At 69.2% G+C, this 26,278-nt stretch carries 22 protein-coding genes and 1 tRNA gene; 13 read left to right on the top strand and 10 right to left on the bottom strand.

From position 1 onward, the window contains the following. Window positions 1–155 precede the first annotated feature (155 nt). From AB7E83_RS11550 to AB7E83_RS11500, 11 genes are all read left to right on the top strand, one after another. Entirely contained in the window at window positions 156–2,561 is a 2,406-nt protein-coding gene (locus AB7E83_RS11550; RefSeq protein ID WP_428569346.1) for an ATP-binding protein, read from the top strand. A 62-nt stretch (window positions 2,562–2,623) separates the two neighbouring features. After that, on the top strand, window positions 2,624–3,730 hold the full coding sequence (locus AB7E83_RS11545; RefSeq protein WP_428569343.1) for an S-(hydroxymethyl)glutathione dehydrogenase/class III alcohol dehydrogenase: 1,107 nt from the start codon (window positions 2,624–2,626) through the stop codon (window positions 3,728–3,730). Window positions 3,731–3,732: 2 nt separating this feature from the next. Then, a complete protein-coding gene (gene fghA, locus AB7E83_RS11540; protein ID WP_428569340.1) occupies window positions 3,733–4,578 on the top strand; it encodes an S-formylglutathione hydrolase in 846 nt (281 codons plus the stop codon). A gap of 94 nt (window positions 4,579–4,672) precedes the next feature. Continuing rightward, complete coding sequence (locus AB7E83_RS11535) at window positions 4,673–5,290, top strand: hemerythrin domain-containing protein (RefSeq protein WP_428569338.1); 618 nt, start codon at window positions 4,673–4,675, stop codon at window positions 5,288–5,290. A 103-nt stretch (window positions 5,291–5,393) separates the two neighbouring features. After that, window positions 5,394–6,593 (top strand): FAS1-like dehydratase domain-containing protein, encoded by a 1,200-nt coding sequence (locus AB7E83_RS11530; protein WP_428569337.1) that lies wholly within the window; start codon window positions 5,394–5,396, stop codon window positions 6,591–6,593. A 37-nt stretch (window positions 6,594–6,630) separates the two neighbouring features. Continuing rightward, on the top strand, window positions 6,631–7,839 hold the full coding sequence (locus AB7E83_RS11525) for a CaiB/BaiF CoA transferase family protein (protein WP_428569334.1): 1,209 nt from the start codon (window positions 6,631–6,633) through the stop codon (window positions 7,837–7,839). Beyond that, entirely contained in the window at window positions 7,839–9,908 is a 2,070-nt protein-coding gene (locus AB7E83_RS11520) for an acetate--CoA ligase family protein (RefSeq protein WP_428569331.1), read from the top strand. Before AB7E83_RS11525 ends, AB7E83_RS11520 begins: the two co-directional genes overlap by 1 nt. Continuing rightward, window positions 9,905–10,681 carry an SDR family NAD(P)-dependent oxidoreductase gene (locus AB7E83_RS11515; protein ID WP_428569328.1) on the top strand — a complete coding sequence of 259 codons (777 nt, stop codon included), beginning with the start codon at window positions 9,905–9,907 and terminating at the stop codon, window positions 10,679–10,681. Before AB7E83_RS11520 ends, AB7E83_RS11515 begins: the two co-directional genes overlap by 4 nt. A 16-nt stretch (window positions 10,682–10,697) precedes the next feature. After that, complete coding sequence (locus AB7E83_RS11510; protein WP_428569325.1) at window positions 10,698–12,092, top strand: MmgE/PrpD family protein; 1,395 nt, start codon at window positions 10,698–10,700, stop codon at window positions 12,090–12,092. 64 nt (window positions 12,093–12,156) lie between these two features. Beyond that, on the top strand, window positions 12,157–13,125 hold the full coding sequence (locus tag AB7E83_RS11505; protein ID WP_428569322.1) for a Bug family tripartite tricarboxylate transporter substrate binding protein: 969 nt from the start codon (window positions 12,157–12,159) through the stop codon (window positions 13,123–13,125). A 10-nt stretch (window positions 13,126–13,135) separates the two neighbouring features. Further along, entirely contained in the window at window positions 13,136–13,870 is a 735-nt protein-coding gene (locus AB7E83_RS11500) for a GntR family transcriptional regulator (RefSeq protein ID WP_428569319.1), read from the top strand. 31 nt (window positions 13,871–13,901) lie between these two features. Here AB7E83_RS11500 and AB7E83_RS11495 read toward each other — a convergent pair whose 3' ends face one another. Continuing rightward, on the bottom strand, window positions 13,902–15,317 hold the full coding sequence (locus AB7E83_RS11495) for a 3-oxoacid CoA-transferase (protein ID WP_428569317.1): 1,416 nt from the start codon (window positions 15,315–15,317) through the stop codon (window positions 13,902–13,904). A gap of 16 nt (window positions 15,318–15,333) precedes the next feature. Continuing rightward, window positions 15,334–16,518 carry an acyl-CoA dehydrogenase family protein gene (locus AB7E83_RS11490; protein WP_428569315.1) on the bottom strand — a complete coding sequence of 395 codons (1,185 nt, stop codon included), beginning with the start codon at window positions 16,516–16,518 and terminating at the stop codon, window positions 15,334–15,336. Window positions 16,519–16,615: 97 nt separating this feature from the next. Here AB7E83_RS11490 and AB7E83_RS11485 point away from each other — a divergent pair, with 97 nt between their 5' ends. Both AB7E83_RS11485 and AB7E83_RS11480 read left to right on the top strand, forming a co-directional pair. Beyond that, a complete protein-coding gene (locus tag AB7E83_RS11485) occupies window positions 16,616–17,749 on the top strand; it encodes a CaiB/BaiF CoA transferase family protein (protein ID WP_428569312.1) in 1,134 nt (377 codons plus the stop codon). A gap of 64 nt (window positions 17,750–17,813) precedes the next feature. Further along, window positions 17,814–19,661, top strand: a complete 1,848-nt coding sequence (locus AB7E83_RS11480; RefSeq protein ID WP_428569309.1) for an amidase — start codon at window positions 17,814–17,816, stop codon at window positions 19,659–19,661. Window positions 19,662–19,715: 54 nt separating this feature from the next. On the opposite strand, the gene AB7E83_RS11475 is transcribed toward AB7E83_RS11480, so the two are convergent. From AB7E83_RS11475 to AB7E83_RS11440, 8 genes are all read right to left on the bottom strand, one after another. Beyond that, window positions 19,716–19,791, bottom strand: a tRNA-Lys gene (locus AB7E83_RS11475). A 39-nt stretch (window positions 19,792–19,830) separates the two neighbouring features. Continuing rightward, a complete protein-coding gene (locus AB7E83_RS11470) occupies window positions 19,831–20,562 on the bottom strand; it encodes a tRNA threonylcarbamoyladenosine dehydratase (protein WP_428569387.1) in 732 nt (243 codons plus the stop codon). A 148-nt stretch (window positions 20,563–20,710) separates the two neighbouring features. Further along, entirely contained in the window at window positions 20,711–21,814 is a 1,104-nt protein-coding gene (locus AB7E83_RS11465; RefSeq protein ID WP_428569306.1) for a YeeE/YedE family protein, read from the bottom strand. A 93-nt stretch (window positions 21,815–21,907) separates the two neighbouring features. Beyond that, window positions 21,908–22,708 (bottom strand): tol-pal system protein YbgF, encoded by an 801-nt coding sequence (gene ybgF, locus AB7E83_RS11460; protein ID WP_428569304.1) that lies wholly within the window; start codon window positions 22,706–22,708, stop codon window positions 21,908–21,910. After that, window positions 22,705–23,259: a peptidoglycan-associated lipoprotein Pal gene (gene pal / locus AB7E83_RS11455; RefSeq protein WP_428569302.1), complete on the bottom strand. Its 555-nt coding sequence runs from the start codon at window positions 23,257–23,259 to the stop codon at window positions 22,705–22,707. The genes ybgF and pal overlap by 4 nt, the downstream gene beginning before the upstream one ends. A gap of 37 nt (window positions 23,260–23,296) precedes the next feature. Further along, entirely contained in the window at window positions 23,297–24,595 is a 1,299-nt protein-coding gene (gene tolB, locus AB7E83_RS11450; RefSeq protein WP_428569299.1) for a Tol-Pal system beta propeller repeat protein TolB, read from the bottom strand. 5 nt (window positions 24,596–24,600) lie between these two features. Continuing rightward, complete coding sequence (locus AB7E83_RS11445; RefSeq protein WP_428569296.1) at window positions 24,601–25,458, bottom strand: glycosyltransferase family 2 protein; 858 nt, start codon at window positions 25,456–25,458, stop codon at window positions 24,601–24,603. Between the two features lie 10 nt (window positions 25,459–25,468). Further along, entirely contained in the window at window positions 25,469–26,272 is an 804-nt protein-coding gene (locus AB7E83_RS11440; protein ID WP_428569294.1) for a glycosyltransferase family 2 protein, read from the bottom strand. Window positions 26,273–26,278: the final 6 nt, after the last annotated feature.

Here is a 26,278-nt window from a genome sequence, read left to right as displayed (position 1 = left end):
GCGGACCCTACTCACTCGTCGGGCCGCAGGTCGCTCGAACTGTGACATTCGTGAAAACGCCACCGTTTGCGGCGTGGTGGTAACCGGTGGTTACACGCGTCACACCCTACACTTTGTCGGCACAACAACCGGAAAGCCTTGCGGGCATCAATCCGATGAAGATCGTCTGGTCCCCAAGGCTCCTCGCTGCGGCGGTCGCCGCGGCCTATCTGGTCGTCGGCGCCGGCTGGATTGTCTTTTCCGACCGTCTCGGCGAAATGCTGTTCGCCTCGGCGGCCGCGCTCGGCCGCTACCAGACGCTGAAGGGCTGGTTCTTCATCGGCGTCACGGCGCTCGTGCTCTTCTACGCGCTGGACCGGCGCGAACGGAATGACTCTCGCGATGGCGGTGGCATCCTCGCGAGCCGCCTGCGTGGCGTTCCCATCTCGATGCTGCTCGCCGGCCTCGTCGTCGCAACCGCCGTGCCCACGCTCGGACTGCTCGCCCACACGCTCATCCGGCAGACCGCCGCGTCCATCGAGTCGTCCAACCAGCTGGTGCGGCGCGTGGCCGAGAGCACGGCGCTCGACATCCGCCACCAGTTGCAGGTCCATCAGCGCCTCTTCGCGGCCGTGATGGCCGAAGGCGGCGAGGCGCCCGACTGCAGCGACATCATCAACACGACGGCGCGCCTGGAGCCGCAGATCGTGAACGTGGTGCTGTTCGCCGGCGACCGCGTCACCTGCGCGATGAGCGGCGACGAGTATCAGCCCCTGCCCGCCGGGTGGACGGGCGAGGCCCCGATCGTGAGCGCGCCATTCCGTTCGCGCCACGGGGGCGCGTGGCTCGTGGCCGTGACCCATGGCCCGCGCAGCGGCCTCACGGGCTCGATCGCCGTGCAACTCGTGCTGCCCGCGGCCACGTTCATGCCCGCGCTGCGCGGCCCGCTCGCCGACGGCAGCGCGACGACGCTGGTGCATGACTCCGGGGTGATCCTGGCCCGCTGGCCCGAAGGCGGCGCCACCGGCTCGCCGGTGCGCGACCTGGCCGCCTTCGAGCAGATGCGCAGCGGGCGCGCGACCGTGGCCATGGGGTTCGACCGGATCGAGCGCGTCTATGCGATGCGCGCCGTCGACAACGCGCCGCTCCATGTGATCGCGGGCCTGCCTTCCGATCACGTCTACGGCGCGGCGCGCGAACTCGCCCTGCGGGGCGCCGTGGTCGCGGGGGTGGTGCTGTTGCTGAGCGGCCTGCTCATCGCCTGCATCGTGCGGGCGCTGGCGGGGCCGCTGCGCGCGCTGAGCGCCACCGCGCGCCGGGTCGCGGCCGGCGACTTCACGCAACGCGCGCCGGTGGCCGGCGCCACCGAAGTGGCCGCCGTCGCGGAACAGTTCAACGCCCTCGTGGAAACGCTGCCCAAGCTGCGCAAGGAGATTGCGCTGCACGAAACGCGGCAGCGCGAGCTTCTAGCGAATCTCTCCCGCAACGTCCCCGGCGTGATCTTCCAGTTCCGCATGATGCCGGACGGCGGCAGCACGGTGCCATGGGTCAGCGGGGGGATCGTGCGCATGTTCGAGATCAGCGCCGACGATGCGGCGAAGTCGTCCGCGGCGGTGCTGGAGCGCGTTCATCCAGCCGACCGGGACCGGCTGCTGGGCGAGATGACGCGGCAAGGCGCGCTTCTCGCGCCCTGCGAATCGGTCTTCCGCGTCAACCTGCCGATGGCGGGCGAGCGGCACTACATGATGCGCGCCAACCCCGAGCCCGAGCCGGACGGCGTGGTCCTCTGGTACGGTTACACGGTCGACGTGACCGACGACGAGCATGCGCGCGAGGCGCTGCTGCAGGCCAAGCAGACGCTGGAGCAGCGCGTGGAAGAGCGCACGCGCGAACTGAAGGCCGCCAACGACGCGCTGGAGAGCTTTTCCTCTTCGGCGGCGCACGACCTGCGCGCGCCGCTCGGCGCGATCAAGGGCTTCACCACCGCCGTCGAGGAGTCGCTCGCGCGCGGCAAGTCCGACAAGGTGGGGCACTACCTCGCGCGCACCCGCGCCAATGTCGACAAGATGGAAGCGCTCGTCGAGGGCCTGCTCTCGCTCGCCCGCATCGCGAAGCCCTTGCAGGAGTCGCAGGTCGACCTGGGCCGGATGGTGGGCGAGATCGTCGCGGACATGCCTTCGGCCGCCGAGACCGTGGTGGAGCCTTTGCCGCGGGTGAATGTCGACCCCGTGCTGATGCGGCAGGTCTTCCACAACCTGCTGGCGAACGCGGTGAAGTTCACGGCAGCCGTTCCCGAGCCGCGAATCCGCGTGCATGCGACGCTCGCCCCGGGCGAAATCGCGATCGCGATCGAGGACAACGGCATCGGTTTCGACGCCGCCTTCGCCCACCGCCTGTTCGAGCCGCTCGCCCGCCTGCACAGCCACGTCGAGGGCTCGGGCCTGGGACTGTCCATCGTCCGCCGCATCGTCGAGCGTCACGGCGGCGGTGTTCGCGCCGCCGGGGAGACGGGGCGCGGCGCGGTCTTCACGTTCACGCTGCCGCTCGCGCGCGTCGTGGACGCCGACGCCGGCTCGGTGTAATCGGAGCACGAAACCGGAAATCACGCTGCCGCGTCGCGCGCGAATGCGTTAGCCTCGGGCCCATGAAAACTCGCGCAGCCGTCGCCTGGAAAGCGGGCGAACCCCTCACCGTGGAAGAACTCGACCTCGACGGCCCGCGCGCCGGCGAAGTGCTGATCGAGGTCAAGGCCACGGGCATCTGCCACACCGACTACTACACGCTCTCCGGCGCGGACCCCGAGGGACTGTTCCCCGCCGTGCTCGGCCATGAAGGCGCGGGCGTCGTCGTGGACGTCGGGCCGGGCGTGTCCACGCTGAAGCCCGGCGACCACGTCATCCCGCTCTACACGCCCGAGTGCCGTCAGTGCAAGTTCTGCCTGTCGCGCAAGACGAACCTGTGCCAGTCGATCCGCGGCACGCAGGGCAAGGGGCTCATGCCGGACGGCACCTCGCGCTTCTCGCTGAACGGAAAGCCGATCCTGCACTACATGGGCACGTCGACCTTCAGCAACTACATCGTCGCGCCCGAAATTGCGGTGGCGAAGATCCGCCCCGACGCGCCCTTCGACATGGTGTGCTACATCGGCTGCGGCGTCACCACAGGCGTCGGCGCGGTGATCTGGACGGCGAAGGTCGAGGCCGGCGCGAACGTCGCCGTGTTCGGCCTCGGGGGCATCGGCCTCAACGTGATCCAGGGCGCGAAGATGGTCGGGGCCGACAAGATCATCGGCATCGACCTCAACCCCGAGCGCGAGGCGATGGCGCGCAAGTTCGGCATGACGCACTTCCTGAATCCGAAGGACCATCCGAACATCGTCGACGCGATCGTGCAACTCACCGACGGCGGGGTCGACTACTCCTTCGAATGCATCGGCAACACCACCACCATGCGGCAGGCGCTCGAGTGCTGCCACAAGGGCTGGGGCCAGAGCGTCGTCATCGGCGTGGCCGAAGCGGGCAAGGAGATCTCGACCCGCCCGTTCCAGCTCGTGACGGGGCGCGTCTGGAAGGGCTCGGCGTTCGGCGGCGCGCGCGGGCGCACCGACGTGCCCAAGATCGTCGACTGGTACATGGAGGGCAAGCTCAATATCGACGACCTCATCACGCACAGGCTGCCGCTCGAGGACATCAACAAGGGCTTCGATCTCATGAAGTCGGGCGAGTCGATCCGCTCCGTGGTCGTGTTCTGAGGATGCCTTCGATCGCGACGCTCGAGGAGCACGCCAGCTTCGGCGGCGTGCAGGGCTTCTACGAGCATGCGTCCACGGCCTGCGGCCTGCCCATGCGCTTCGGCGTGTACCTGCCGCCCCAGTCGCGCGATGCGCCCTGCCCCGTGCTTTACTGCCTGGCCGGGCTGACCTGCAACGAGCAAACGTTCGCGATCAAGGCGGGCGCGCAGCAGTACGCCGCGCGCCACGGCCTCGCCCTCGTCACGCCGGACACCAGCCCGCGCACGAGCGGGATTGCCGGCGCCGACGCCGATTGGGACTTCGGCACGGCGGCGGGCTTCTACCTCGACGCGACCGAGGCGCCGTTCGCGGCGCACTGGCGGATGGAGACCTGGATCGTCGATGAGTTGCCCGGCTTGCTTGCCTCGAACTTCCCGCTGCGCACCGACGTCGCGGGCGTGCTCGGCCACTCGATGGGCGGTCACGGCGCGCTGACGCTCGCGCTGCGGCATCCGGGGGTGTTCCGTTCGGTCTCCGCATTCGCGCCGATCTGCGCGCCCATGCAGGTGCCGTGGGGCCGCAAGGCGTTCACGGGGTATCTGGGGTCCGACACGACCACGTGGGAAGCGCACGACGCGGTGGCCCTGATCCGAGGCGGCCGGCGCGCGCCGATGCTCCTGGTGGACCAGGGCAGCGACGACGCCTTCCTCGCCCCGCAACTGCGCCCCGACCTGCTCGAAGCCGCCTGCGCTGCGACGGGCCAGCCCCTGACCCTCGCGCGCCACGCCGGCTACGACCACGGCTACTTCTTCATCGCGAGCTTCGTCGAAAAGCACATCGCGCATCATGCGCAGGCGTTGAACTGCTGATCTGCTGATCTGCTGATCTGCTCGACTTGCGCTGGATCAACCCGCATCTAGCGGGCGCCCGCTAGATTTGGAGGCACACGGCCAAGGAAATGCCATGAGCCCCAGCACATCGAGGAGCGCCGAAGCGAGCAGGCCGCGCGGCGCGCTGCAGATCATCCGCGACGAACACACGTCGCTCGCGGCCATGCTGCGGTCGCTGCAGCAGATGATCGCGCGCGGCCCGCAGGACAAGTCGGAGCAATTCTTCGACGTCGTGCGCGCGATGCTCTTCTACATCGACGAGTTTCCCGAGAAGCAGCACCACCCGAAGGAGTCGAGCCTCCTGTTCCCGATGCTCGTGCGGGCCGCGCCGCAACTGCGGCCGGTGATCGACGGGCTCGACCAGGACCATGCGCGCGGAGAAGCGCGCGTGCGGGAGTTGCAGCACGAACTGGTCGCGTGGGAACTCCTCGGCGAGAGTCGGCGCGCAGCTTTCGAGGCCGCCGTCGGCGTCTACGTTGCCGAGTACCTGGGCCATATGAGACTCGAGGAAACGCAGCTGCTCCCGGTCGCGGAGCAGGCGCTCGATGCGAAGCAGCACGCGGAACTCGACGCCGCGTTCCGTGCGAACGCCGACCCGCTCGGGCCGGCCGGCCCGCAGCCGCGCTACGACCGCCTGTTCACGCGCATCGTCCTGCGGGCGCCGGCGCCGATCGGCCTGGGTCCGGGGTAACGAAACACTGCGCACCGCGTACTGGACGAAAGCCGTTCGTCGCCGGGACGTCTTGCTTTATGCATTTTTGCATGCAAAAATGCATAAAAGGAAATCGAGCCTCATGAACGTGAAGAATCAGGAACAGCCCCCGGCGAAACGCATGCTCAAGGCCGGCGAGGAATCCCCCGGCCTCAGCGACCAGCAGATCGAGGACGCGCGCAAGCTCATTGGCGTCTGGCTGCGCCGCGACGTCCACATGCCCGCGGTGTACGAAGCGCTCTCGCTCCACGACATCCGCCGCTGGTCGCAATACAGCGTGGGCGACGACAACCCCCTTTTCGCCGAGGCCGACTACGCCAAGCGCACGCTCTGGGGCACGGTCATCGCGCCGCCGACCTTCCTGTACACGATCGATTCCGGCATCGTCGCGCCGGGGCTGCCGGGCATCCAGTGGATCTTCGCGGGCTCGCGCTTCGAGCACTTCAAGCCGGTCCACGCCGGCGACACGATCACGGCGCGCGCGCGCCTGATCGACGTGCAGGTGAAGGAAGGCCGCAGCGTCGCGCGCTACGTGAACCAGGTGGGCGAGGTGCTGTACTACAACCAGCACGGCGACCTCGTCACGCGCTATGAAGGCGACATCTACCGCATCCCGCGCAAGCGCAGCGGCGGCGGCTTCAAGTTCGCGGTGAAGGACGCGACGGAAGCGCCCAAGCCCTACAAGTACACGCAGGAACAGATCGAGGAAATCGCGCACGGCTACCGCACCGAGGAGCGCCGCGGCGGCAACACGCGCTACTTCGAAGACGTGCAGATCGGCGACGACCTTCCCGTCGTGCAGAAGGGCCCGCTCACGCTGGTCGACATCGTCGGCTTCTACTCGGGCCGCCGCACGGTCTACAACGTGATGAAGCTCGCCTTCCTCGAGCGCGACAAGCATCCCAACAACGTCTACTACTCGCCCACGCGCAACATCCCCATGCATCCGGCCGCCGGCCATTTCGACGTGGAGATCGCGCACGAGATCGGCATGCCCAGCGCCTACGACCAGGGCTGGCAACGCCTTGGCTGGGCCGGCCACCTGCTCACCAACTGGCAGGGCGACAGCGGCTTCACGCGCAAGCTGGACGGCCGCGTGACCAAGCCCAACCTCGTGGGCGACCTCACGAAGATGCATGGCGAAGTGACCGGCAAGCGCAAGGAAAACGGCGAGGCGCTGGTCGACATCCGCTGGTGGGGCGAGAACCAGAAGGGCGAGCGCAACTGCGACGGCTCCGCGGTCGTGCGCCTGCCGAGCCGCGACGTGAGCCTGCGCAGCTGACCCCGACCGACGAACCCCCGCAATGACAAGGAAAGAAATGCGACGCCCGCTCGACGGCATCAAGGTCCTGGACCTCACGCACGGCGTGGCCGGCCCCTACTGCACGATGATCCTCGGCGATCTCGGCTGCGAAATCGTCAAGGTCGAGAAGCCCGGCCGGGGCGACGCGACGCGCTACATGAACGTGAGCGACAAGTTCCACGCCGAGATTCCGCGCGTGGGCGGCGACTACTTCCTCGCGATCAACCGCAACAAGCGCGCGATCACGCTCGAGATGAAGTCCCCCGAGGGCCGCAAGGTGTGCGAGGAACTCGCCGCCTGGGCCGACGTCGTGGTGCAGAACTTCCGCCCCGGCGTGACGAAGCGCCTGGGACTCGACTACGAGAGCCTGCGCAAGTTCAACCCGCGACTGATCTACGGCAACATCTCCGCCTACGGCACCGAGGGCGACATGGCCGAGAAGGCCGGCATGGACATCGCCGTGCAGGCGCGCTCGGGCCTGCTCAGCATCACCGGCGCGCACGGCTCGAAGGAGCCGGTGCGGCCCGGCGCCTCCATCGCCGACTTCGGCGGCGGCATCTACCTCACCACCGCGATCGTCACCGCGTTGTTCGACCGCGAACGCACGGGCGAAGGCCAGGAGGTGAGCGTGTCGCTGCTCGACGCGACCATGAGCATGCTGATCAACTACTCGGTCGCGGTGATGGACGGCAAGGCGCAGCTCGCGCCGCTCGGCTCCGGCCACCCGCAGCTCGTGCCCTACCAGGCACTGCCCACGGCCGACGGGCACGTGGTCGTCGCGACCGGCACGAACAAGACCTATCGCGAGTTCTGCGTCGCCATCGGCGAGCCGGGCCTCGCGGACGATCCGATGTTCGCCTCGAACCAGAGCCGCGTGAAGAACCGCGAGGCGCTGATCGAGAAGCTCTCCGTCGTCTTCCGCCGCAAGACCACGGCCCAGTGGATCGAGGTGCTCGAAGCGGCCGACGTGCCCTGCGCGCCGGTCAACGACCTGCAGACCGCGTTCGACGATCTCGAGGCGACTTCGCCCGGCATGACGTCGACCATCGACCACGCCGGCGTGGGCAAGTTGTCGCAGCTCGGCGTGCCCTTCCGCTTCAGCAATTGCGCGGGCGAGCTGCGCACGCCGCCGCCCATGCTGGGCGAACACACCGAGCAGGTGCTGCGCGAGCTGGGCCGCACCGACGCGCAGATCGAGGCGATGCGCGCGGCCAGGGTCATCTGATGCAGGGGCTGGACGCACTGTTCGGCGCGCGCTCCGTCGCGCTCATCGGCATCTCGGCCGATGCGCGGAAGATGACGGGCGCACCGGTCACGATCCTGAAGCAGACCGGTTTTCCCGGCGCGATCTATCCGATCAACCCGAAGTACAAGGAAATCGGCGGCCTGGCCTGCTGGCCGGACGTGGAGTCGCTGCCCGAGACGCCGGACGTCGCGATGGTCATGCTCGCCGCCGCGCGCGTGCCCGACGCGGTTCGGGCCTGCGCGCGCAAGGGCGTGCGCGCGGTGGTCGTGCTCAGCTCCGGTTTCGAGGAAACCGAGGAAGGCCACGCGCATGCGCGCGAACTCGCGGAGGTGGCGCGCGAAGCCGGCATCGCCGTGGTCGGGCCGAACTGCGAAGGCGTGTGGTCGGTGCCGCAGCGGGCCTGCCTCACGTTCGGATCGGCGGCGCGGCGCGAGGTGCTGCACGATGCGCCCATCGCCATCCTGAGCCAGAGCGGCGCGATGGCCGGCGCGCTCGCGCGTCACCTGCAGGACAGCGCCGTGGGCTGCGCCTACGTCGTGAGCGTGGGCAACGAGACCGTGCTGACCATCGCCGATTATCTGGAGTGGATGGTCGAGCGCACCGAGGTGCGCGTGGTGCTGCTGTTCATCGAGGGGCTGCGCGATGGGCAGCGGCTGCTGCGCCTCGTCGAGCGTGCGACGGCGAAGGACATGCGGGTCGTGGCCCTGAAGTCCGGCAACTCCGTGAAGGGGCTCGAGGCCGCGGCGTCGCATACCGGGAAGATGGCATCGCCTTACGCGGTGTATCGCGACTTGCTGCACGAGGCCGGCGCGATCCGGGTCGAGAGCCTGACGGAGTTGATCGAGGCGGCGGAGGTGCTGTCGGTGCTGGGCGCCCCGCCCGTACGCGGCGCGGACGGCGGCGTGTCGGTGTTCAGCATTCCCGGCGGCACGCGCGCGATGACCGCGGACGCGCTGGAGGCCCATGGCGTGCCGCTCGCGACCTTCTCGCGCGAGACCGTGGCCGCGCTCGTCGAGGCGCTGCCCGAATTCGGCGGCACCGAGAACCCGACGGATCTCACGGGACAGGTGCTCTCGCATCCCGGCCTCTTCGACAAGTGCCTGAACCTCATCGCCGACGACCCGAACACCGAGGCGCTGATCGTGCAGGTCGCCAACCGCGGCCCGCGCGACGTGATGGAGCGCGTGGAACTGCTGCGCGACGTGGCGAAGCGCAGCGGCGTGCCGCTCGTGGTGAGCTTCCTCGGCGACTCGCTGCCGGCCGCGCAGCGCACCGAGTTGCGCAAGACCGGCGTGAGCTGCGCACGCGACCCCGTGGAGGCGTCCCGCTTCCTCGGCTGGCTGTGGCGCGCGCGTGCGGCCGCGTCGCACGACGCGTTGCCGGATCGCGCCGATGCCGGCTCGTCCTCGGTGCCCGCCACCTGGCGCGAAACCGTCTCGCTGCTCGAAGACTGCGGCATGAAGGTGCCCGCGTGGCGCGTGGTCGCCGCCGGCGAAGATGCGGCCACGGCCTGCGAAGGCCTCGCCTTCCCGGTCGCCGTCAAGGCGCTGCCCGAACATGCGGATCACAAGACCGAACTGGATCTGGTGCGGCTGAACGTCGGCGAATCGCGACTCGCGGCGGAAGTCGAGGGCATCCGCAAGCGCCTCGGCCAGGCCGACGCGGGCGTGCTGGTGCAGTCCATGGATGCGGGCGGCGTCGAGGTGCTGCTGTCCGCGCTGAACAACCCGGACTTCGGCGCCATTCTCGCCATCGGCATGGGCGGCACGGCCACGGAGCTGCACGCCGACGTGGCCTACGTCGCCCTGCCGACGACGCCGGCGCGCGTGCGCAACGCGATCGAGCGGCTCAAGCTGCGCACGCTGCTCGACGGCTTCCGGGGCCGCCCGCCCGCCGACACCGAAGCCCTGCTGAAGGCGGCCGCCGCCTTCGGCGACCGCTTCGTCGCGATGGGCGATGCGGTGCGCGAACTCGAAATCAACCCGCTCTTCGTGCATGCGCGCGGCACCGGCGAAGTCGTTGCCGTCGACGCACTGGTGAAAACATGACCCACGACAACAAGCCGCTTCGAGGCCGCACCGCCATCGTCACCGGCTCCGGCCGCAACATCGGCCGCGCCATCGCGCTCGACTTCGCCCGCCAGGGCGCCAACGTCGTCATCAATGGCCACAGCAACGCGGCGGCGCTGGAAGAAGTTGCGGCCGAGGCGCGCGCGCTCGGGGTCGAAGCCATGACTGCCATCGTCGACGTGGGGGACGCCGCGGCCGTGCAGGGCATGGTGGATGCGGCGGCGCAGCGCTTCGGCAGCGTGGACATCGCCGTCTCCAACGTCTCGGTGCGCGAGCACACGCCCTTCCTCGACATCTCCGTCGACGACTGGCAGCGCGTGCTCAACACCAACCTCAGCTCGGCCTTCTACCTGGCGCGCGCCTGCCTGCCGCACATGAAGGCGAAGCGCTGGGGCCGCATCATCCACATCTCGGGCCGCGACGGCTTCTCGCCGAAGGCGAACCGCGCGCACAACGTGACGTGCAAGGCCGGCACCTTCGCGCTGGCCAAGGCCATCGCCATCGAGTTCGGCGAATTCGGCATCACCGCCAACGCCGTCGCGCCCGGCATCATCGACACCGTGCGCGACGCCGCGCACTACCCGGCAGCGGGCGACGTCAACGGCTTCGAGGCGCGCCGCCTCGCCATGCCGTTGCGCCGCCTCGGCGACGCGAACGACATCGCGGGCGCCTGCAGCTACCTCTGTTCGACGGCGGGAGGCTACGTCACGGGCCAGATCCTGCACGTCAACGGCGGCGAATTCATGTTCTGAACGCGGAGTACGCACCATGAACGCGGTCCTGAAACAAGCCTCCGAAGACAACGCCGCCGTGACGAACGCGATGGCGGCCTTCGCCCTCGCCGACGCGCGGTTTCCCGCCCTCGCGCGGTCGCGCGCGCGCGACGCGATCATCGACTGCGTGGGCTGCATGCTCGCGGGCAGCCGCGAGGCACTCGCCGCGCCGCTGCTGGCCGTGCTGCCCTCGTTCGACCAAGCGAACGAGCAGGCGACCGCGCAGCTGCTCGGCACCGAGCGCTGGGCCTCGCCCGCCGATGCCGCACTCTTCAACGGCACGATCGCGCACGCGCTCGACTACGACGACACCAACCATCCCGCGTACGCGCACCCCAGCGCGGTGATCGTGCCCGCCCTCCTCGCGCTCGCGCCACAGTGCGCGCCGAGCGGCGCGGACCTGATCGATGCGTACATCGTCGGCTTCGAAGCCTTCGGCAAGCTGGGCCGCGCGCTGAACAAGCAGCACTACAAGCGCGGCTGGCATGCGACGGGCACGTTCGGCGCACTCGCCGCCGCCCTGGCCGCGGGCCGACTGCTGAAGCTCGATCATCACCAGATGGTGATGTGCATCGGCATCGCCGCGTCGTCGGCCGCGGGCCTGCGCGCGAACTTCGGCAGCATGACCAAGCCCTTCCACGCGGGCCAGTCCGCGCGCGCCGGCCTGCTGGCCGCGCTGCTCGCGAAGCACGGCTTCGACGCGAGCGGCGAGGCGATGGACCACGCCTACGGCTTCGTGCGCGTGTTCAACGACGGCATCGGCCACGACACCGCGCACCTGCTGCGAATGGGCGAGGACCTCGAGATCCTCACCGAGCACGGACTGGCGCTGAAGCCCTTCCCCGCCTGCGGCGCGACGCACCCCGGCATCGAGGCCGCGATGCTGCTGCACAAGGACAGCGCCGGCGAGCCGCTGAAGGAGGTGCGCGCGGGTGTCTGCGAAATGGCCTTCGCGCCCTTGATCCACGTCATGCCGCATGCGCCGCTCGAAGGCAAGTTCAGCCTGCACTACTGCGTGGCCGCGGCGCTCGTCGAAGGCGACGTGGGCCTGCACAGCTTCACGCCGGAGAAGATCGCCGACCCGCGCATCCGCGCGCTGATTCCGCGCATCCGGATGGAGGTGGACGAGGACCTGCGCCACGACTCCGAGTTCGCGACGCGCATCGTCGCCGTCACCGAATCGGGCAAGCGCTTCGAGCGCTTCGTGCCGCTCGCGATGGGCAAGCCCGCGCGCTGGTTCGACGTCGAGCGCATCCGGGCGAAGTTCCGCGATTGCGCGGCGGACGTGCTGGGGAGTGCGCGGTGCGATTCCGCCTTCGCGGCCCTGCTCGACCTGGACTCCGCCGCCCCGGCGACCGCGACGCTCGCCGCGCTGCGGACCGCACGTTGAATCGAAGTTGTAGTTGAAGATGAAGTTGTAGTTGTAGTTGAAGATGACAATGAGGAACATCGACATGAACCTGAAGTCCCTACTCCTGGCCTGTGCCTCGGCCGTCGCCCTGCTCGTCCCCGCGGCGAGCGTCCTCGCGCAGGACTATCCCGCCAAGCCCGTGAAGCTGGTGAGTCCCTACGCGCCGGGCGGCTCCACGGGCGTCGTCGCGCGCCTCCTCGCGAAGAAGTTCGGCGACCAGACCGGCGGCAGCATGATCGTGGAGAACAAGCCGGGCGCCGCCAGCAACATCGGCAGCGACATGGTCGCCAAGTCGCCGCCCGACGGCTACACGCTGCTCATGGGCACCAGCAGCCTCGCGATCAATCCGACGCTGTACAAGTCGATGTCCTTCGACCCGCTGAAAGACCTCGCGCCCGTCACCGCCCTGATCAGCTCGCCCAACGTGCTGGCCGTCGATGCGTCGCTGCCGATCCGCTCGGTGAAAGAGCTGATCGACTACGCGCGGGCGAACCCCGGCAAGCTCAACTACGGCTCGTCCGGCAACGGCGCGACCAACCACATGGCGATGGAGATGCTCAAGACCATGGCCGGCGTGCAGCTCACGCACGTGCCGTTCAAGGGCGGCGGCGAAGCGCTCGCTGCGCTGCTCGGCGGACAGATCCAGGTCATGTTCAATCCCGCATCGACGCTGCAGCAGCACCACAACTCGGGCCGCATCCGCATGCTCGCGGTGACCAGCGAGAAGCGCATGGAAGGCCTCGCCCTGCCGGCGGTGTCGGAGACGCTGCCCGGCTTCGAGTCGAGCGTGTGGTTCGCGCTCTTCGCGCCGGCCGGCACGCCCGCGCCCATCATCCAGAAGCTGTCCGCCGAGACGAACAAGGCGCTCGCCGACAAGGAGTCGCTCGCGCTGCTGAAGGAGCACGGCATGCTGCCGCTGGGCGGCACGCCGGAGCAACTGCGCGCGCTGCTGCTGAAGGACACCGCGCGCTGGGCGCCGATCGTCAAGGCGTCGGGCGCCAAGGTGGACTGAGGACGCGACGATGGCGAAGGCGAAGTCGGCGGTGAGCAGCGAAGCCGAAGGCATGGAGGAAGACCTCGTCCAGAGCGTCTACCACCAGATCAAGGACTCGATCCTCGGCAATCGCCTGCGCCCCGGCAACAAGCTCACGCACCAGGCGCTGGCCGAGATGCTGGGCGTTTCGCGCACGCCGGTGCGCGAGTCGCTCGAGCGGCTCTACCAGGAAGGCTACGTCACGCGCATCCCCAACCGCGGCCATTTCGTCGCGGAGATCGACGCGCGCGAAGTGCGGGAGCTGTACGAGACGCGCGAGGCCCTCGAGTCCTACGCGGTGCAGCTGATCTTCCGCAAGGGCATCGCACCCGCGGCCGGCAAGCGGCTTGGCGCGCTCAACGAGCGCTACAAGCTGCTGTGCCAGGACAAGCTCACGCGCGAGCGGCTGCTGATGGACCGCGAGTTCCACATGGCGCTCGCCGAGGAAGCGGGCAACCAGTACCTGAGCAAGACCCTGGGCAGCGTGTTCGACCGCCTGATCCTCAAGCGCCGCGTCGAGGGCTTCCAGGACCTGCGCGGCGTCGATCCGTACAACGAGCACGTGGCGCTGCTCGCGGCCCTCGACAGCAACGACGAAGCCGCCGCGCAGAACGTGCTGCGCGACCACGTGGGCAATGCGTCGCTGCGCTTCGCGAACTATCTCGAAGTCGAGCAGGGGCCGGCGATGGCGGCGCAGCTCGAACGCCTGCACCTGCGGGCCTGAGACGCCCCGCGCGGCGGACGCGGTAACACGGCTACGCGGCGTCCGGCCCGAAGGCGTCCTGCATGACGCCCACGCGATCGGGCACGTCCACCTTCATCGGCGTCATCGCCAGCACCTCCTCGACCGTGAAGCCGCGCGCGATCTCCTGCAGCCGCAGCCGTCCGTCCACGCGCTCGAGCAGCGCGAGGTCGGTCACCACGAAGTTCACCCGCCGCGCCGCGGTCAGCGGATAGGTGCATTTCGCCACCAGCTTCGCTTCGCCGCGCCCGTCGACGTGCTCCATCGTCACGATCAGCGGCGTGCTGCCGGCCACGAGGTCCATCGCGCCGCCGATGCCGCCGCCCACCATCTGCGGCGTCGACCAGTTGGCGACGTTCGCTTCCTCGTCCACCTGATAGGCGCCGAGCACCACGGCGTCGAGCTTGCCCGAGCGCGCCATCTCGAACGACTCGATGCTGTCGAAGAACGCCGCGCCCGGGCGGATGCTCACGAACTCGCCGCTCGCGTTGTAATGGTCGCGGTCGAAGCGGGCTTCGTCTTCCAGCGGGCCGTAGCCCAGCACGCCGTTCTCGGCATGCAGCACGACGTCGCGATTCGCGACATGGTTCGCCAGCAGCGTCGGAATGCCGGTGCCGAGATTGACGTAGCTGCCGTCCGCGATGAGATGCGCGGCGCGGCGCGCGATGTCGTTGCGCGACAGGGCCGGCTTGCCGTTGTAGGTGCGAAAGGAGTCGCCGCCGCGCCGGTTCTTCTTCAAGGCCGCGATCGGCTCCGCTTCCACGGTGCGCTTCACCACGCGCGTGATGAAGATACCGGCCAAGCCGACGTCCTGCGGCGCGATCTCGCCGACCTCGACGATCTCGTCGACTTCGGCGATGGCGATGCGCGCGGCCTTCGCGAACGAGGGATTGAAGCTGATGCTGCCGCCCCGGAACTGCAGGTTGCCCGCGCGGTCGGCGCGCTGCGCGCGTACGAAGGCGTAGTCGACCGAGAGGCCCGTTTCGAACACGTAGGTTTCGCCATTGAACTCGCGCGTCTCCTTGCCTGCCGCGACGTCCGTGCCCGCGCTCGCGCGCGTGTAGAAGCCCGCGATGCCCGCGCCGCCCGCGCGCAGCCGCTCGACGAGCGTGCCTTGCGGCACGAGTTCGAGCGCGATGTCGCCGGCGGCGATCTGCCGCTCGGCCTCGGTCGGCTGGCCGGGACGCGCGGAGAACGACGCGATGAGGCGGCTCACCTGCCGGCTCTCGCACAGCGTCACGGGACGCAGCTCGCCGGGTCCGCCCAGCGAATTGCACACGAGCGTGAGGCCGCGCGTTCCCTTCTCCTTCAGCGCGGTGATCAGGCTCGACGCGAAGCCGTGGCCGACGCTGAACCCCGCCAGCGCGATGCTCGCGCCCTCGCGAATGTCGGCGATGGCCGCCTGCGGCGATGCGACAACCTTGTCCATGAGGCCTCCTTCACGCTCATTCCAGATGCCGCGTCTCCCCGCGATCCGCGTCCTTCAGCCCCAGCCGGTGCTGGCCGATCAGCAGCTTCTGCACGTGCGGCGAGCCCTCGCCGATCTCGAACAGGTTCGCGTGGGCGCGGAGGTCGCAGATGCGATATTCCTCGGCGAGCGAGTAGCCGCCGAACATCGGCCCGATCAGCTCGGCCGCCTGTTTCGCGGCCCTGCCGCAGACGTACTTCGCGATGGCCATCGCGCGGTTGGCCGGCTGGCGCGCGTTGAGCAGATCGATGGCGCTGTAGAGCGCGGCTTCGGCCGCGAACACGGACGCATCGACCTCGCCGAATTCCATCTGGATCGCCTGGAACTTGGACAGCGGCTCGCCCTTCAGCATGCGGTTGTTGACGTAGGCGGCGCCCTCTTCCAGCACGCCCTTGGCCACGCCGAGCGCCCGCGCGCCGACCGACAGGCGCCCGTACACCAGGCCCTGCATCGCGATCTTGAAACCGTCGCCTTCCTCGCCGAGCAGCATGTCCTTGTGGACGCGCAGGTCCTCGATGGAGACCTCGCAGGTGTTGAACACGCGGCTCAATCCCTGAAAGCGGATGGGCTCCGCGCGCCAGCCCGGGCACTTGCGCGGCTCGACGATGAACGCGCTCAGCGAACGATGGCCCGGCTCGCTGGAGGTGCGCGCGAACAGCACGCCGACGTCGCAACGGTTGGCGCCCGTCGCGAACATCTTCGAGCCGTTGATGACATAGTGGTCACCATCGCGCACGGCGCGCGTCTTCACGGTGTTCGCGGGGTCCGAGCCGCCGCCGGACTCGGTGAGCGACCACATGCCGATCTTGCGGCCGGCGAGCAGGTCGCGCACGAACGGCTCGGCGATGTCTTTCCGGCCGAACTCCAGGATCGTGTAGGGGCACGACATGCCCTGCTGGTTGAGCGCGACGGACAACTGCGGCGTGAGGTTGCCCATCTCGTCGGCGACGATGGCCGGTGCGCGGTAGTCCATCGCGGAGCCGCCCACGCGCTCCGGGAACCACGTGCCGAAGAAGCCGGCCGCGCCCACTTCCTCGATCAATCCTTCCGGGTAGATGCCGGTGCGCTCGGCCTCGCGCAGGCGGGGCGCGATGCGCTCCTGCAGAAAGCGACGCAGCTGCGTCCGCAGTTCGGTGTATTCGTCAGAGATCGGATGTGTCATGGGGTGATGCTTGCCCGGCGACATCTGTGCATGCCATGGGCCATGGGTTGCGTCCGGCACAATCTAGCATGCCCCGCAACCCACCGAACGACCCATCATGAAACTCGAAGGCCTGCGCGTCCTCGACCTCTCGCGCTTCCTGCCCGGTCCCTACGTGACCCTGATGATGAGCGACCACGGCGCCGAGGTCATCGCCATCGAAGCCCCCGGAGAGGGCGAACCCGCGCGCCACATCGGGCCGCGCGTCGGCGAGCACACCGTCTGGTTCCGCAACACGAACCGCGGCAAGAAAAGCCTCACGCTCGACCTGAAGAACGCCGAGGACCGGCAGTTCTTCCTCGACCTCGCGAAGGATGCCGACGTCATCGTCGAGAGCTTCCGTCCCGGCGTCGCCGCGCGGCTGGGCGTCGACTACAAGACCATCTCGGCCTTCAATCCGCGGATCGTCTATCTCTCCATCGCCGCCTTCGGCCAGACCGGCCCGCTCGCCAACGTCGCGGGGCACGACGTCGTGATCGGCGCGATCGCGGGCGTGCTGAGCCTCAACGTCGACCGCGACTCGCGGCCCGTGCTGCCGCACATGCCGGTGTCCGACATCACCGTGTCGTCGCTGGGCCTCTCGGGCGTGCTCATGGCGCTCTACCGGCGCGAGAAGACCGGCCGCGGCGACTACATCGACATGTCGATGCACGACGCGACGCTGTCGTGGGTGCCGCACACGATCGGCCCCGTGTTCGCCTGGCAGAAGCCGCCCGAGCCGAAGCTCGAACGTTCGTGGGGCGGCCATGCGTTCATCCAGATCTACGAGACGAAGGACAAGCGCTTTGTCGCGCTGTGCGGCGCCGAGAAGAAGTTCGTCGTGAATCTGCTCGAGCCCCTGGGCCGCCCCGACCTCATCGCCGCCACGCTGGAGGCGCCGGGCGCCGCGCACGAACCCGTGAAGGCATTCCTGCGCGAAGAGTTCGCGAAGCGCACGCGGGACGAATGGACCGAGTGGTTCAAGGGCCGCGACGTCGCTTTCGCGCCGGTGCTGAACCTGGTCGAAGGGGTCGCGCATCCGCAGGTGGCGGCGCGCGAGATGGTGCTGAAGGATGCGGACGGATTGCCGCAACTGGGCAACCCCATCAAGTTCCTGCACGACCCGGCGGTGATCGATACGCGGGTGCCGGGGATGGGGGAGCACGACGAGGAGTTGGGGAAGCGCCCCGCTGCGCGCGTCAGCAGTGCCTGAGGTTGCCGGGCTGGCCTGATTCTTCTGCCCAGGTGCGGCTCCACCGAGTCCCATGGGTCAGCGAATGTTCAGCGGTCGCGCGAATGAACAGGCGATCCGCAGTGTCCTTCGCGGCGCGCCTGCGCTCAGCAAGATCGTCGCTGACGCGTCGCCCCTGGAGTTGCGCGCCCAAGGCCTCCAGCTCCAGCCTCACCAATTCATTGTGGGCCGCCACCCACTGCGCGAACAGATCCTTGACTGCGTCGTTCGACACCGCACCCCTCCATGCGCTGTGAAGAAGTTGAATGACGCCAACAATATAGCTCAGGCGTTCGCGGCTTCTCTTTCGGTATTTTTCCTACTCGCGTCATCGTCGCAACAGTTCCGGCTCGCGCGTCGCGTTCGGTCCGTGAAGTGCCTAAACTCCGTGCTCATGACGAGCAAGGCAGTACCCCTCCATCGCGGCCGCCCCTGTGAACTGGATGCCGTCGACGCGCGCGCGTTGATCGGTTCGCGCGAACTGTCGCCCGTTGAACTGCTCGACGATTGCCTCGCGCGCATCGAGGAGGTCAATGGGCAGCTCAATGCCGTCGTCGCCGTGGACCACGAACGCGCGCGCCGTGAAGCTGCGGCGGCGGAGGCCGCCGTTCGGCGCGGCGACCCGCTCGGGCCCCTGCACGGATTGCCCATCGGCATCAAGGACATGATCGACACAGCCGGACTGCGCACGACTTACGGGTCGCGCGTGTACGCCGATCACGTGCCTGCGGCCGACGATCCCATCGTGGCGGCGCTGCGCGCGGCCGGCGGCATCGTCTGCTTCAAGACGAACACGCCCGAATGGGCGGCGGGCGGCAACACGTTCAATCCCGTGTATGGCGTGTCGGGCAACCCGTTCGCGCCGGAACTCACCTGCGGCGGCTCCTCGGGCGGGTCGGCGGTGGCGCTGTCCACCGGCATGCTACCGCTGGCGCATGGCTCCGACAACGCCGGGTCGCTGCGGATTCCGGCGTCCCTGTGCGGCGTCACCGGCATGCGTCCCACGGCCGGTCTCGTGCCCTCCGCCAGCCGCGCTTTCGGCCCGCTCCATTTCGCCGTCGAGGGTCCGATGGCGCGCACCGCGCGAGACACGGCCCTGCTGCTCTCCGCAATGGCACGGTTCGACCCCCTCGATCCGCTCTCCGCCCCTGTCGATCCCGCCTTGCAGAAGGCACCCCTGCCGCTGGACCTGTGCGGCCTGCGCGTTGCGTTCACGCCGGATCTGGGCGGGTTCGCCCCCATCGAGCCCGACCTCGCGGAGTTGTTCGGCCGCCGCACACGCCGGCTGCGCAGCGTGTTCCTCGAATGCGCGGACGCGTCGCCGGACTTCACCGGAGCGGACATTCTCTACGAGACGCTCCGGGCGGCAGCGTTCGTCGGAACCTGGCACGCGCGCATGCACGAGCACGGCGGCCGGTGGGGACGTCTGGTCACCGGGAACTACGAGGCGGGGCTGCGACTTTCGCAAGTCGATGTGTCCGTGGCGAATGTGGAGTGGACACGGATGTATCGGGCGGCACAGCGGTTCTTCGAGGGCTTCGACCTGCTGGTGCTGCCGACGGTGTCGGTGCGACCCTGGCCGAAGCATGAGATCTATCCCGCGCGGGTCGCGGCGCGTCCGACTTCCAATTACCTGGATTGGGTGCGCATGACCTATGCGATCACCTTGCTGAACCAGCCGTGCATCTCCATCCCCTGTGGCGTCGATGCGCAGGGGTTCCCGTTCGGCCTGCAACTGGTGGCGCGCCGCGGCCAGGATGCGTTCCTGATGCGCGCCGCGGTGGCGATCGAAAGTCTGCTGCTGCGCGATCCCGAGACGGCGCGTCCGCTCGTCGACATCGGCTGGCTCGCCGCGCAGCCGGCCTCGAACCCGTTGGCAACGCCGGTCACCTGAGCGCGGCTGCGAATGAAGAGGCGATCCGTGCCGGCGACTCCGGCGGCAAGAATCTGGTAGGACGTGGCGGGCTCGAACCGCCGACCAACGGATTAAAAGTCCGCTGCTCTACCAACTGAGCTAACGTCCCAACCTGTTTGCTGCGCATTGCACGCAGCAAAGCCCACGATTATAGCGGTGTCCCGGCGACTTTCCGCGCGGACGCCGAAGCAATGCGGTCCATCACCCATCCGGCCGCGCATTGGCCGAAGGTGGCGGTGACGCTGACCACCGATCCGTAGCCGTGGCAATTGAGCGATCCGTCGCCCTCGATCGCGCACGACGCATCGGGCGGCGCCACCGCTTCGCGACTGAAGACGCAGGCGAGGCCGATGCGCTTGCCCTCCTTCGGCGCGCCGTGGAACTTGCGCAGGCGATAGCGCAATTGCGCGAGCAAGGGGTCGTGCGTCGTGAGTGCCAGGTCGTCGATGTCGACCCGATGCGCGAGGCGCTTGCCGCCCGCCGCGCCGCATGCAATGAACATCGCGCGCGTCCTCAGCGCCCACTCGGCCATCGCCACCTTCGCCTTCACTGCATCGCACGCATCGATGACCGCGTCGACGCCCGCGGGCAGCAGGGCGGGCCAGTTCTCCGGCTCGACGAAATCCTCGACCGTCGTCACGCGGCATGCCGGATGGATCTGCGCGATGCGCTCGCGCATGGCCTGCACCTTCGCCTGCCCCACGGTGGACGCGAGCGCATGGATCTGCCGGTTGATGTTCGACTCGGCGATGTGATCGAGGTCGATCAGCGTCAGCGCGCCCACGCCGCTGCGCGCGAGCGCCTCGGCCGCCCACGAGCCGACGCCGCCGATGCCCACCACCGCGACGTGCGACGCGCGAATGGCGGCCGCACCCTGCATGCCGTACAAGCGCTCCAGTCCGCCGAAGCGGCGCCGCAGGTCGGCGGTCTCGTCGAGGTGCGTCACGCCGGGCCTCCGCCGAGCCGCCTCAAGGCGGCCCGCGCCCCCTCGGGGGGCAGCGACGACACGAAGTGCGTGGCGTGGGGGCTCACGATTTCTCCAGGCGCCACATCTGATAACGGAACGCGCCGAGCGCGCCCAGCAGGATCGCGCCCACCGCCACGAAACTCGTCGCGCTCAAGGTCGACAGTCCCGACAGGCCCTGCCCGATCGTGCAGCCCATCGCGGTGACGCCGCCCACGCCCATCAGCACGGCGCCGACGAGATGATTCGCCAGGTCCTCGGTGCCGCCGAAGCCTTCCCAGCGAAAACTCCGCATGGCGAGCGCCACGGCCGCGGACCCCGCGATCACGCCGACCACCGAGACGATGCCGACGGTCAGCACCTTGCTCTTGTCGCTGAAGAACAGGAGCCAGTCGACGGTGTACGCGACGGGCGCGACGAAGCTCAGGGCCTCGGCGCGGCCGGAGTTGGTGGCCAGGAAGGTCTCCTGCAAGGTCTCCGGATGCTCGGCCAGGTAGCCCACATGCCCGGTCGTCCACCACACGGCCGCGATGATCGCGCCGATGCCGAGACCGGCCAACAGGTTGTCGAACGTGATGAAGCCGGGACCGCGCAGCGCCCAGGCCACGAGCGCACCGCCCAGCAACACGGCAACGAGCAGACCCCCGAGCGCGGGCTGCAACCCCGTCAAGGCGGCAGCGGCCGTGGACAGCGATGCGTTCGCCCCGAAGTCCACCGCCACGCGATCCACCGTCGCCACCCGCGCCACGGCGGTGATGCCCTTGAGCGTGGCGAATGCCGAGATCGCGAGCACGACGAACACGACCACCGACTTGAGGTTTCCTCCGCCGATGCGCACGAGCGTCTTGCTGCCGCAGCCCGACGCCAGCACCATGCCGAAGCCGAAGAGCGATCCGCCGACAAGCGCCGACAGCCAGATCCAGCGGCTGGAGGCATACAGCGTCTTCGCGGGGTCCACGAGACCCGCATACGCGAGCAGCCAGAAGCCGAGCATGGCCACGCCCGCGGCCATGGCCCACTGGCGCAGGCGCGTGTAGTCGCCCATGGTGACGGCGTCGCTCACCGCGCCCATCGTGCAGAAGTGCGTGCGCTGCGCGATGGCGCCGAAAAGGAAGGAGAAAGCGAAAGCCAGTGCAAGGACTTTGCTGGCTGCAGAGGCGATGTCCATGGTCTGGATTCTGGCATCGCCCGCGAAAGGGGGCGCCGCGCACGCGCCCTCACCCCTGCCCTCTCCCGCAGGCGGGAGAGGGAGGAAGACAGGTCAGCTGCGCAGGCGGGCCAGCCGCTCCTTCGCCGCCACCGCCGCCTCGGAGTGCGGATACGCCTTCACCAGCTCGTCGAGCGTGCGGCGCGCCTGCGCGTTCTCCTTCAGTTCGATCTGGCAGTTCGCGATCGACAGCACGGCCTCGGGCGCGCGTGGATGGTCCGGCGCCTGCGAGAGCAGCGCGCGGAAGTTCAGGATGGCGCCGCGGTAGTCGCGGTTCGCATACTGCGCGTTGCCCAGCCAGAACAAGGCCACGGCGCGATAGCCGCTGCCCGGATAGCGCTGCACGAAGGAAGCGAAGGCCGTCTGCGCCGCCGGGAACTCGCCCTTGCGGAAGCTCGCCAGCGCCGCGTCGAATTCGCGCTGCTCGTTGGGGTCGGCCGTGAACTCGCGGCCGTCCACGCTCACCTTCGCGGGCTCGAACTTGCGCAGCCGGTCTTCCAGGCCCACGGCCAGGTCCTTCTGGCTGCGCTGGACGTCGGACAGCGCGCGCGTCACCGTCTCGTTCTCGCCGCGCACGCGCGCGAGGTCGCCGCGCAGCGTCTCGATTTCGCGCTGCAGGTCGAGGATGCTGCGACGCAGGGTCGCCGTGTCCTCGTTCGCGCGGCGCAGCTCCTCGGCGGAGCGGCGCAGTTCCTCGGCATGCATCGCGCGGTTCTGCTCGACGCGCTGGCGAAGTTCCAGGATCGCGCGGCGCGCCTCGTCGTCCTCGAACAGCGCGGCCGACGCGCCCGATGCGGCCGCGAGCGATGCGCAGGCCAGCACGGCCGCGCGCAGCGTCATGGCGACGGTCTTCATTGCCGGTACGCGATTTCCGCGCGGCGGTTCTGCGCCCAGGCCTGCTCGTTGCTGGCCGGGTTGGCGGGCTTTTCCTTGCCGAAGCTCACGGCCTCGACCTGCTGCTCGGCCACGCCCAGCAGGCCGAGCGAGCGCCGCACGGCCTCGGCGCGGCGCTGGCCGAGCGCGAGGTTGTATTCGCGCCCACCGCGCTCGTCGGTGTGGCCCTCGACCACGACGCGCCGGCCGTTGTTCGACTTCAGGAAGCGCGCATGCGCCTCGATGAGGTTCTGGTACTCGGGCTTGATGACGTAGCTGTCATAGTCGAACAGCACGATGCGCGCGACGTTCTGCGGCCCCTGCGCCGTCCCCGCGAGCGGATCGGCCTGCACGGGGGCGACGCGGCTTTGCGTCTGTCCGCCGGGCTGGCCGCTGCCGGTGCCGGTGCCCGCATCGGGCGCGATGGTGGCGCCACGGCGGTCCTCGACCGGGACGTCATCGAGTTTCACGCCGCTGGCGCAGCCGGCGAGCACTGCGGCCGCGAGCGCGGCGACGATCATGCGTGGATTCATCGTGTGGTTCTCCAGGATGGGGTGGATGGGAAGGCAATCACTTCTGGAACGGGCCCCAGTCGGGCTCGCGGATGTCGCCCTCGCGGCCGGCCAGGCGGGCCTTGATCTTGCCGTCGAGCGTGGTGGTCATCAGCGCCTCGCGCCCGCCCTGTCGGGTCGCGTAGACGATGAGCTTGCCGTTGGGCGCGAAGCTCGGGCTTTCGTCGGCCGTCGTGTCGGTGACCGACTGGACGTTGCCGCTCGCGAGCTCCATCACCTGCAGCTTGAAGGCGCCGCCGATGCGGGAAATATAGGCCAGCCATCGCCCGTCCGGGCTCAGTGCCGGCGAGATGTTGTAACTGCCGGTGAAGGTGACGCGCTGCGGCTCCCCGCCCGACGCGCCCATGCGGTAGATCTGGGGCGCGCCGCCGCGGTCGCTCACGAACAGGATGCTGCGGCCGTCTGCCGAGTACACGGGCTCGGTGTCGATGCCGCTCGACTGCGTGAGCCGGCGCGGCTCGCCGCCTTCGCTGCTGATCGTGTAGAGCTGCGAGCCCCCGTCGCGCGTCAGCGTGACCGCGAGCGTGCGGCCGTCGGGCGACCATGCCGGCGCGCTGTTGGAGCCGCGGAAATTCGCGATGAGCCGGCGGCGCCCGGATTGCACGTCGTGCACGTACACGACGGGCTTGCGCGATTCGAACGACACGTAGGCGAGCTGCGCGCCGTTGGCGGACCACGCGGGCGAGATGATCGGCTCGGGACTCGCGAGCGCCGATTGCGCGTTCTCGCCGTCGGCATCGGCCACCCACAGGTTGTAGCGGCTGCCGGCCTTGGTGACGTAGGAGATGCGCGTGGAGAACACGCCCTTGTCGCCGGTGAGCTTCTCGTAGATGGCGTCGGCGATGCGGTGCGCGGCCAGGCGCAGGTCGCCCGCCGTGACGGCGTAGCTCTGGCCCGTGAGCTCCTGCCCTCGCACGACGTCCCAGAGGCGGAAGCGCACGTCGAAGCGGCCGTCGGCCAGGCGCGCCACGCTGCCGACCGCGAGCGAATCGGCGCCCTTCTGGCGCCACGGGCTCACGTCGGGACGGCTCGCTTCGTCGAGCGGGCCCGCGCCGGACGGGTCGACCGCGCGGAACTGGCCGCTGCGCTCGAGGTCGGCCTGCACGATGGCGGCGATCTTCTGCGGGGCATCCGCGTCGCCGCGGAAGGGCACGACGGCGATGGGCAACTGCGTGAGGCCGATGCCGGTGACCTCGACGCGGAATTGCGCGCGGGCCGGCAGTGCGTGGAGCGCCGCGAGGCCGCCGAGCAGGCCCAGGGCCTCGCGGCGGCGGGGACGGTGTGCGGGAGGATTCATGCTGCTTAGTCTCTCGTCGGTCGATGGAGTTCAGTCACCACCGCATCCGGGGTGCGAATCGCCTCGGCCAGGCCGGCCTCGGCACGGATGATGTCGCTGCCCGTGCGCTCGCGCACGCGCTCGCGGTTCACGCTTTCGTTCGCGCGGGAATGCTCCGGGTGCCACAGATGGAACACTTCGGTCGCGAGGAAACCATTGCAGCGCGACAGGCCGAGGCGATGCAGCCGCAGCACCAGGTCGGCATCTTCATGGCCCCAGCCGGCGAAGCTTTCGTCGAAACCGTTCACTTTCTCGAAGTCGGATTTGAAGACGCCGAAATTGCAGCTGCGAATGCCCTTCCACGCGAAGCGATTCTGCATGCGCGCGGGCGCGCCCGGCCAGCGCAACAGGTGCGTCAGCTTGTTCACGTCGCCGGCCGCCCGGCGGCGCAGCCACTCGGCCGTGGACAGTCGCGACAGCGCGACCTCGCCCGCGATCACGCGCCGCGTGAAGGCCTCGCCGAGCAGCACGCGGCTGCCGTTGACGAAGCGCCCTTGCGCGGCCAGGCGTTCATGCATGGCCGCGAATCTTAGCGCGGGCACGCAGTCGCCATCGAGGAAGACGAGATAGTCGCTGCGCGCCGCGTGGGCGCCGAGGTTGCGCGCGCGCGAGGCGGTGAAGCCCGAGTCGGGGTGCCACACATGGCGCACGGGGCAGGCGAAACGCGGCAGGCCGGTGACCACTTCCTCGACCTGCTGCGGCCGCGAGCCGTCGTCGGCGATGATCACTTCATGTTGCGGACCGCACTGCCGGGCGAGCTCGCGCAGCACCGCGAGCAGTGCATCCGCGCGGTTGTACGTGAGCACGACGAAGGCGGTTTTCATGGCTGCGCCTTCAACCCCTGCGCTGCATCAGCCAGAGCTTGACGTAGCGGTAGTACGTGCCCTCGGCATTGGACACCGCGAGCAGGAAGCCCATGCGCCCGTCGAGAAAGCCGCGACGCAGGACATAGGTACGCACGAAGGCCCACAGCCCGTGCAGCACCGCCCGGCCCACCGAGCCCTTGCGCCCCTGCGCATGCAGGCGCAGCGCGCCGGCCGTGGAATAGCGGTCGAGCTTGTCGAGCACCGATTCGAAGTCGGGGAAGCTGCGATGCACGAGGTCGTGATTCAGGTGCGCGGGCGGGGCATCGGTCACGAGTCTTTCGTGGACGAGGTCGTCGGAGAAGCGCGCGGTTCCACGCTTGAACAGTCGCGTGACGCGGTCCGGGTACCAGCCCGAGTGCGCGATGAACTGCCCGCAATAGCTGGAGCGGCGCGGCATGTCCCACGCCTCGGCGGCGGGCGACTGCAAGGTGCGCAGGATCTCGTCGCGCAGTTCGGGGGTGACGCGCTCGTCGGCATCGAGCGACAACACCCACGGCTCGGTGGCGAGCGCGAGCGCGCGGTTCTTCTGCGCGCCGAAGCCGGGCCAGTCCGCGGTGACGACGACGCGCGCGCCGGCGGCGGTGGCAAGCGCGACCGTGTCGTCGGTGCTGCCGTTGTCGACGACGATGCGCTCGCGCGCGAAGGCCACCGAGGCGAGGCATTCGACGATGTTCGATGCTTCGTTGCGGGTGATGAGGATGGCGCTGAGGGGTGCGCCGGTCGGAGCGGTCGCCTCCGGAGCGGTACCGGAATCGCTGGATAATCCGCGCATGAAGCC

Origin of the sequence: Ramlibacter sp., assembly GCF_050250995.1 — a bacterium.
GTDB lineage: Bacteria > Pseudomonadota > Gammaproteobacteria > Burkholderiales > Burkholderiaceae_C > Ramlibacter.
This window is presented reverse-complemented; position numbering and strand designations above follow the sequence as displayed.

Coding starts and splice junctions, on each gene's coding strand:
- AB7E83_RS11440 (WP_428569294.1), bottom strand. CDS start 26,272: ATGCGCGGATTATCCAGCGATTCCGGTACCGCTCCGGAGGCGACCGCT.
- AB7E83_RS11465 (WP_428569306.1), bottom strand. CDS start 21,814: ATGGACATCGCCTCTGCAGCCAGCAAAGTCCTTGCACTGGCTTTCGCT.
- AB7E83_RS11480 (WP_428569309.1), top strand. CDS start 17,814: ATGTTCAGCGGTCGCGCGAATGAACAGGCGATCCGCAGTGTCCTTCGC.
- AB7E83_RS11535 (WP_428569338.1), top strand. CDS start 4,673: ATGAGCCCCAGCACATCGAGGAGCGCCGAAGCGAGCAGGCCGCGCGGC.
- AB7E83_RS11505 (WP_428569322.1), top strand. CDS start 12,157: ATGAACCTGAAGTCCCTACTCCTGGCCTGTGCCTCGGCCGTCGCCCTG.
- AB7E83_RS11445 (WP_428569296.1), bottom strand. CDS start 25,458: ATGAAAACCGCCTTCGTCGTGCTCACGTACAACCGCGCGGATGCACTG.
- AB7E83_RS11530 (WP_428569337.1), top strand. CDS start 5,394: ATGAACGTGAAGAATCAGGAACAGCCCCCGGCGAAACGCATGCTCAAG.
- AB7E83_RS11550 (WP_428569346.1), top strand. CDS start 156: ATGAAGATCGTCTGGTCCCCAAGGCTCCTCGCTGCGGCGGTCGCCGCG.
- AB7E83_RS11495 (WP_428569317.1), bottom strand. CDS start 15,317: ATGGACAAGGTTGTCGCATCGCCGCAGGCGGCCATCGCCGACATTCGC.
- AB7E83_RS11485 (WP_428569312.1), top strand. CDS start 16,616: ATGAAACTCGAAGGCCTGCGCGTCCTCGACCTCTCGCGCTTCCTGCCC.
- AB7E83_RS11490 (WP_428569315.1), bottom strand. CDS start 16,518: ATGACACATCCGATCTCTGACGAATACACCGAACTGCGGACGCAGCTG.
- AB7E83_RS11510 (WP_428569325.1), top strand. CDS start 10,698: ATGAACGCGGTCCTGAAACAAGCCTCCGAAGACAACGCCGCCGTGACG.
- pal (WP_428569302.1), bottom strand. CDS start 23,259: ATGAATCCACGCATGATCGTCGCCGCGCTCGCGGCCGCAGTGCTCGCC.
- AB7E83_RS11500 (WP_428569319.1), top strand. CDS start 13,136: ATGGCGAAGGCGAAGTCGGCGGTGAGCAGCGAAGCCGAAGGCATGGAG.
- AB7E83_RS11525 (WP_428569334.1), top strand. CDS start 6,631: ATGCGACGCCCGCTCGACGGCATCAAGGTCCTGGACCTCACGCACGGC.
- AB7E83_RS11545 (WP_428569343.1), top strand. CDS start 2,624: ATGAAAACTCGCGCAGCCGTCGCCTGGAAAGCGGGCGAACCCCTCACC.
- AB7E83_RS11515 (WP_428569328.1), top strand. CDS start 9,905: ATGACCCACGACAACAAGCCGCTTCGAGGCCGCACCGCCATCGTCACC.
- AB7E83_RS11520 (WP_428569331.1), top strand. CDS start 7,839: ATGCAGGGGCTGGACGCACTGTTCGGCGCGCGCTCCGTCGCGCTCATC.
- ybgF (WP_428569304.1), bottom strand. CDS start 22,708: ATGAAGACCGTCGCCATGACGCTGCGCGCGGCCGTGCTGGCCTGCGCA.
- tolB (WP_428569299.1), bottom strand. CDS start 24,595: ATGAATCCTCCCGCACACCGTCCCCGCCGCCGCGAGGCCCTGGGCCTG.
- fghA (WP_428569340.1), top strand. CDS start 3,733: ATGCCTTCGATCGCGACGCTCGAGGAGCACGCCAGCTTCGGCGGCGTG.
- AB7E83_RS11470 (WP_428569387.1), bottom strand. CDS start 20,562: ATGCAGGGTGCGGCCGCCATTCGCGCGTCGCACGTCGCGGTGGTGGGC.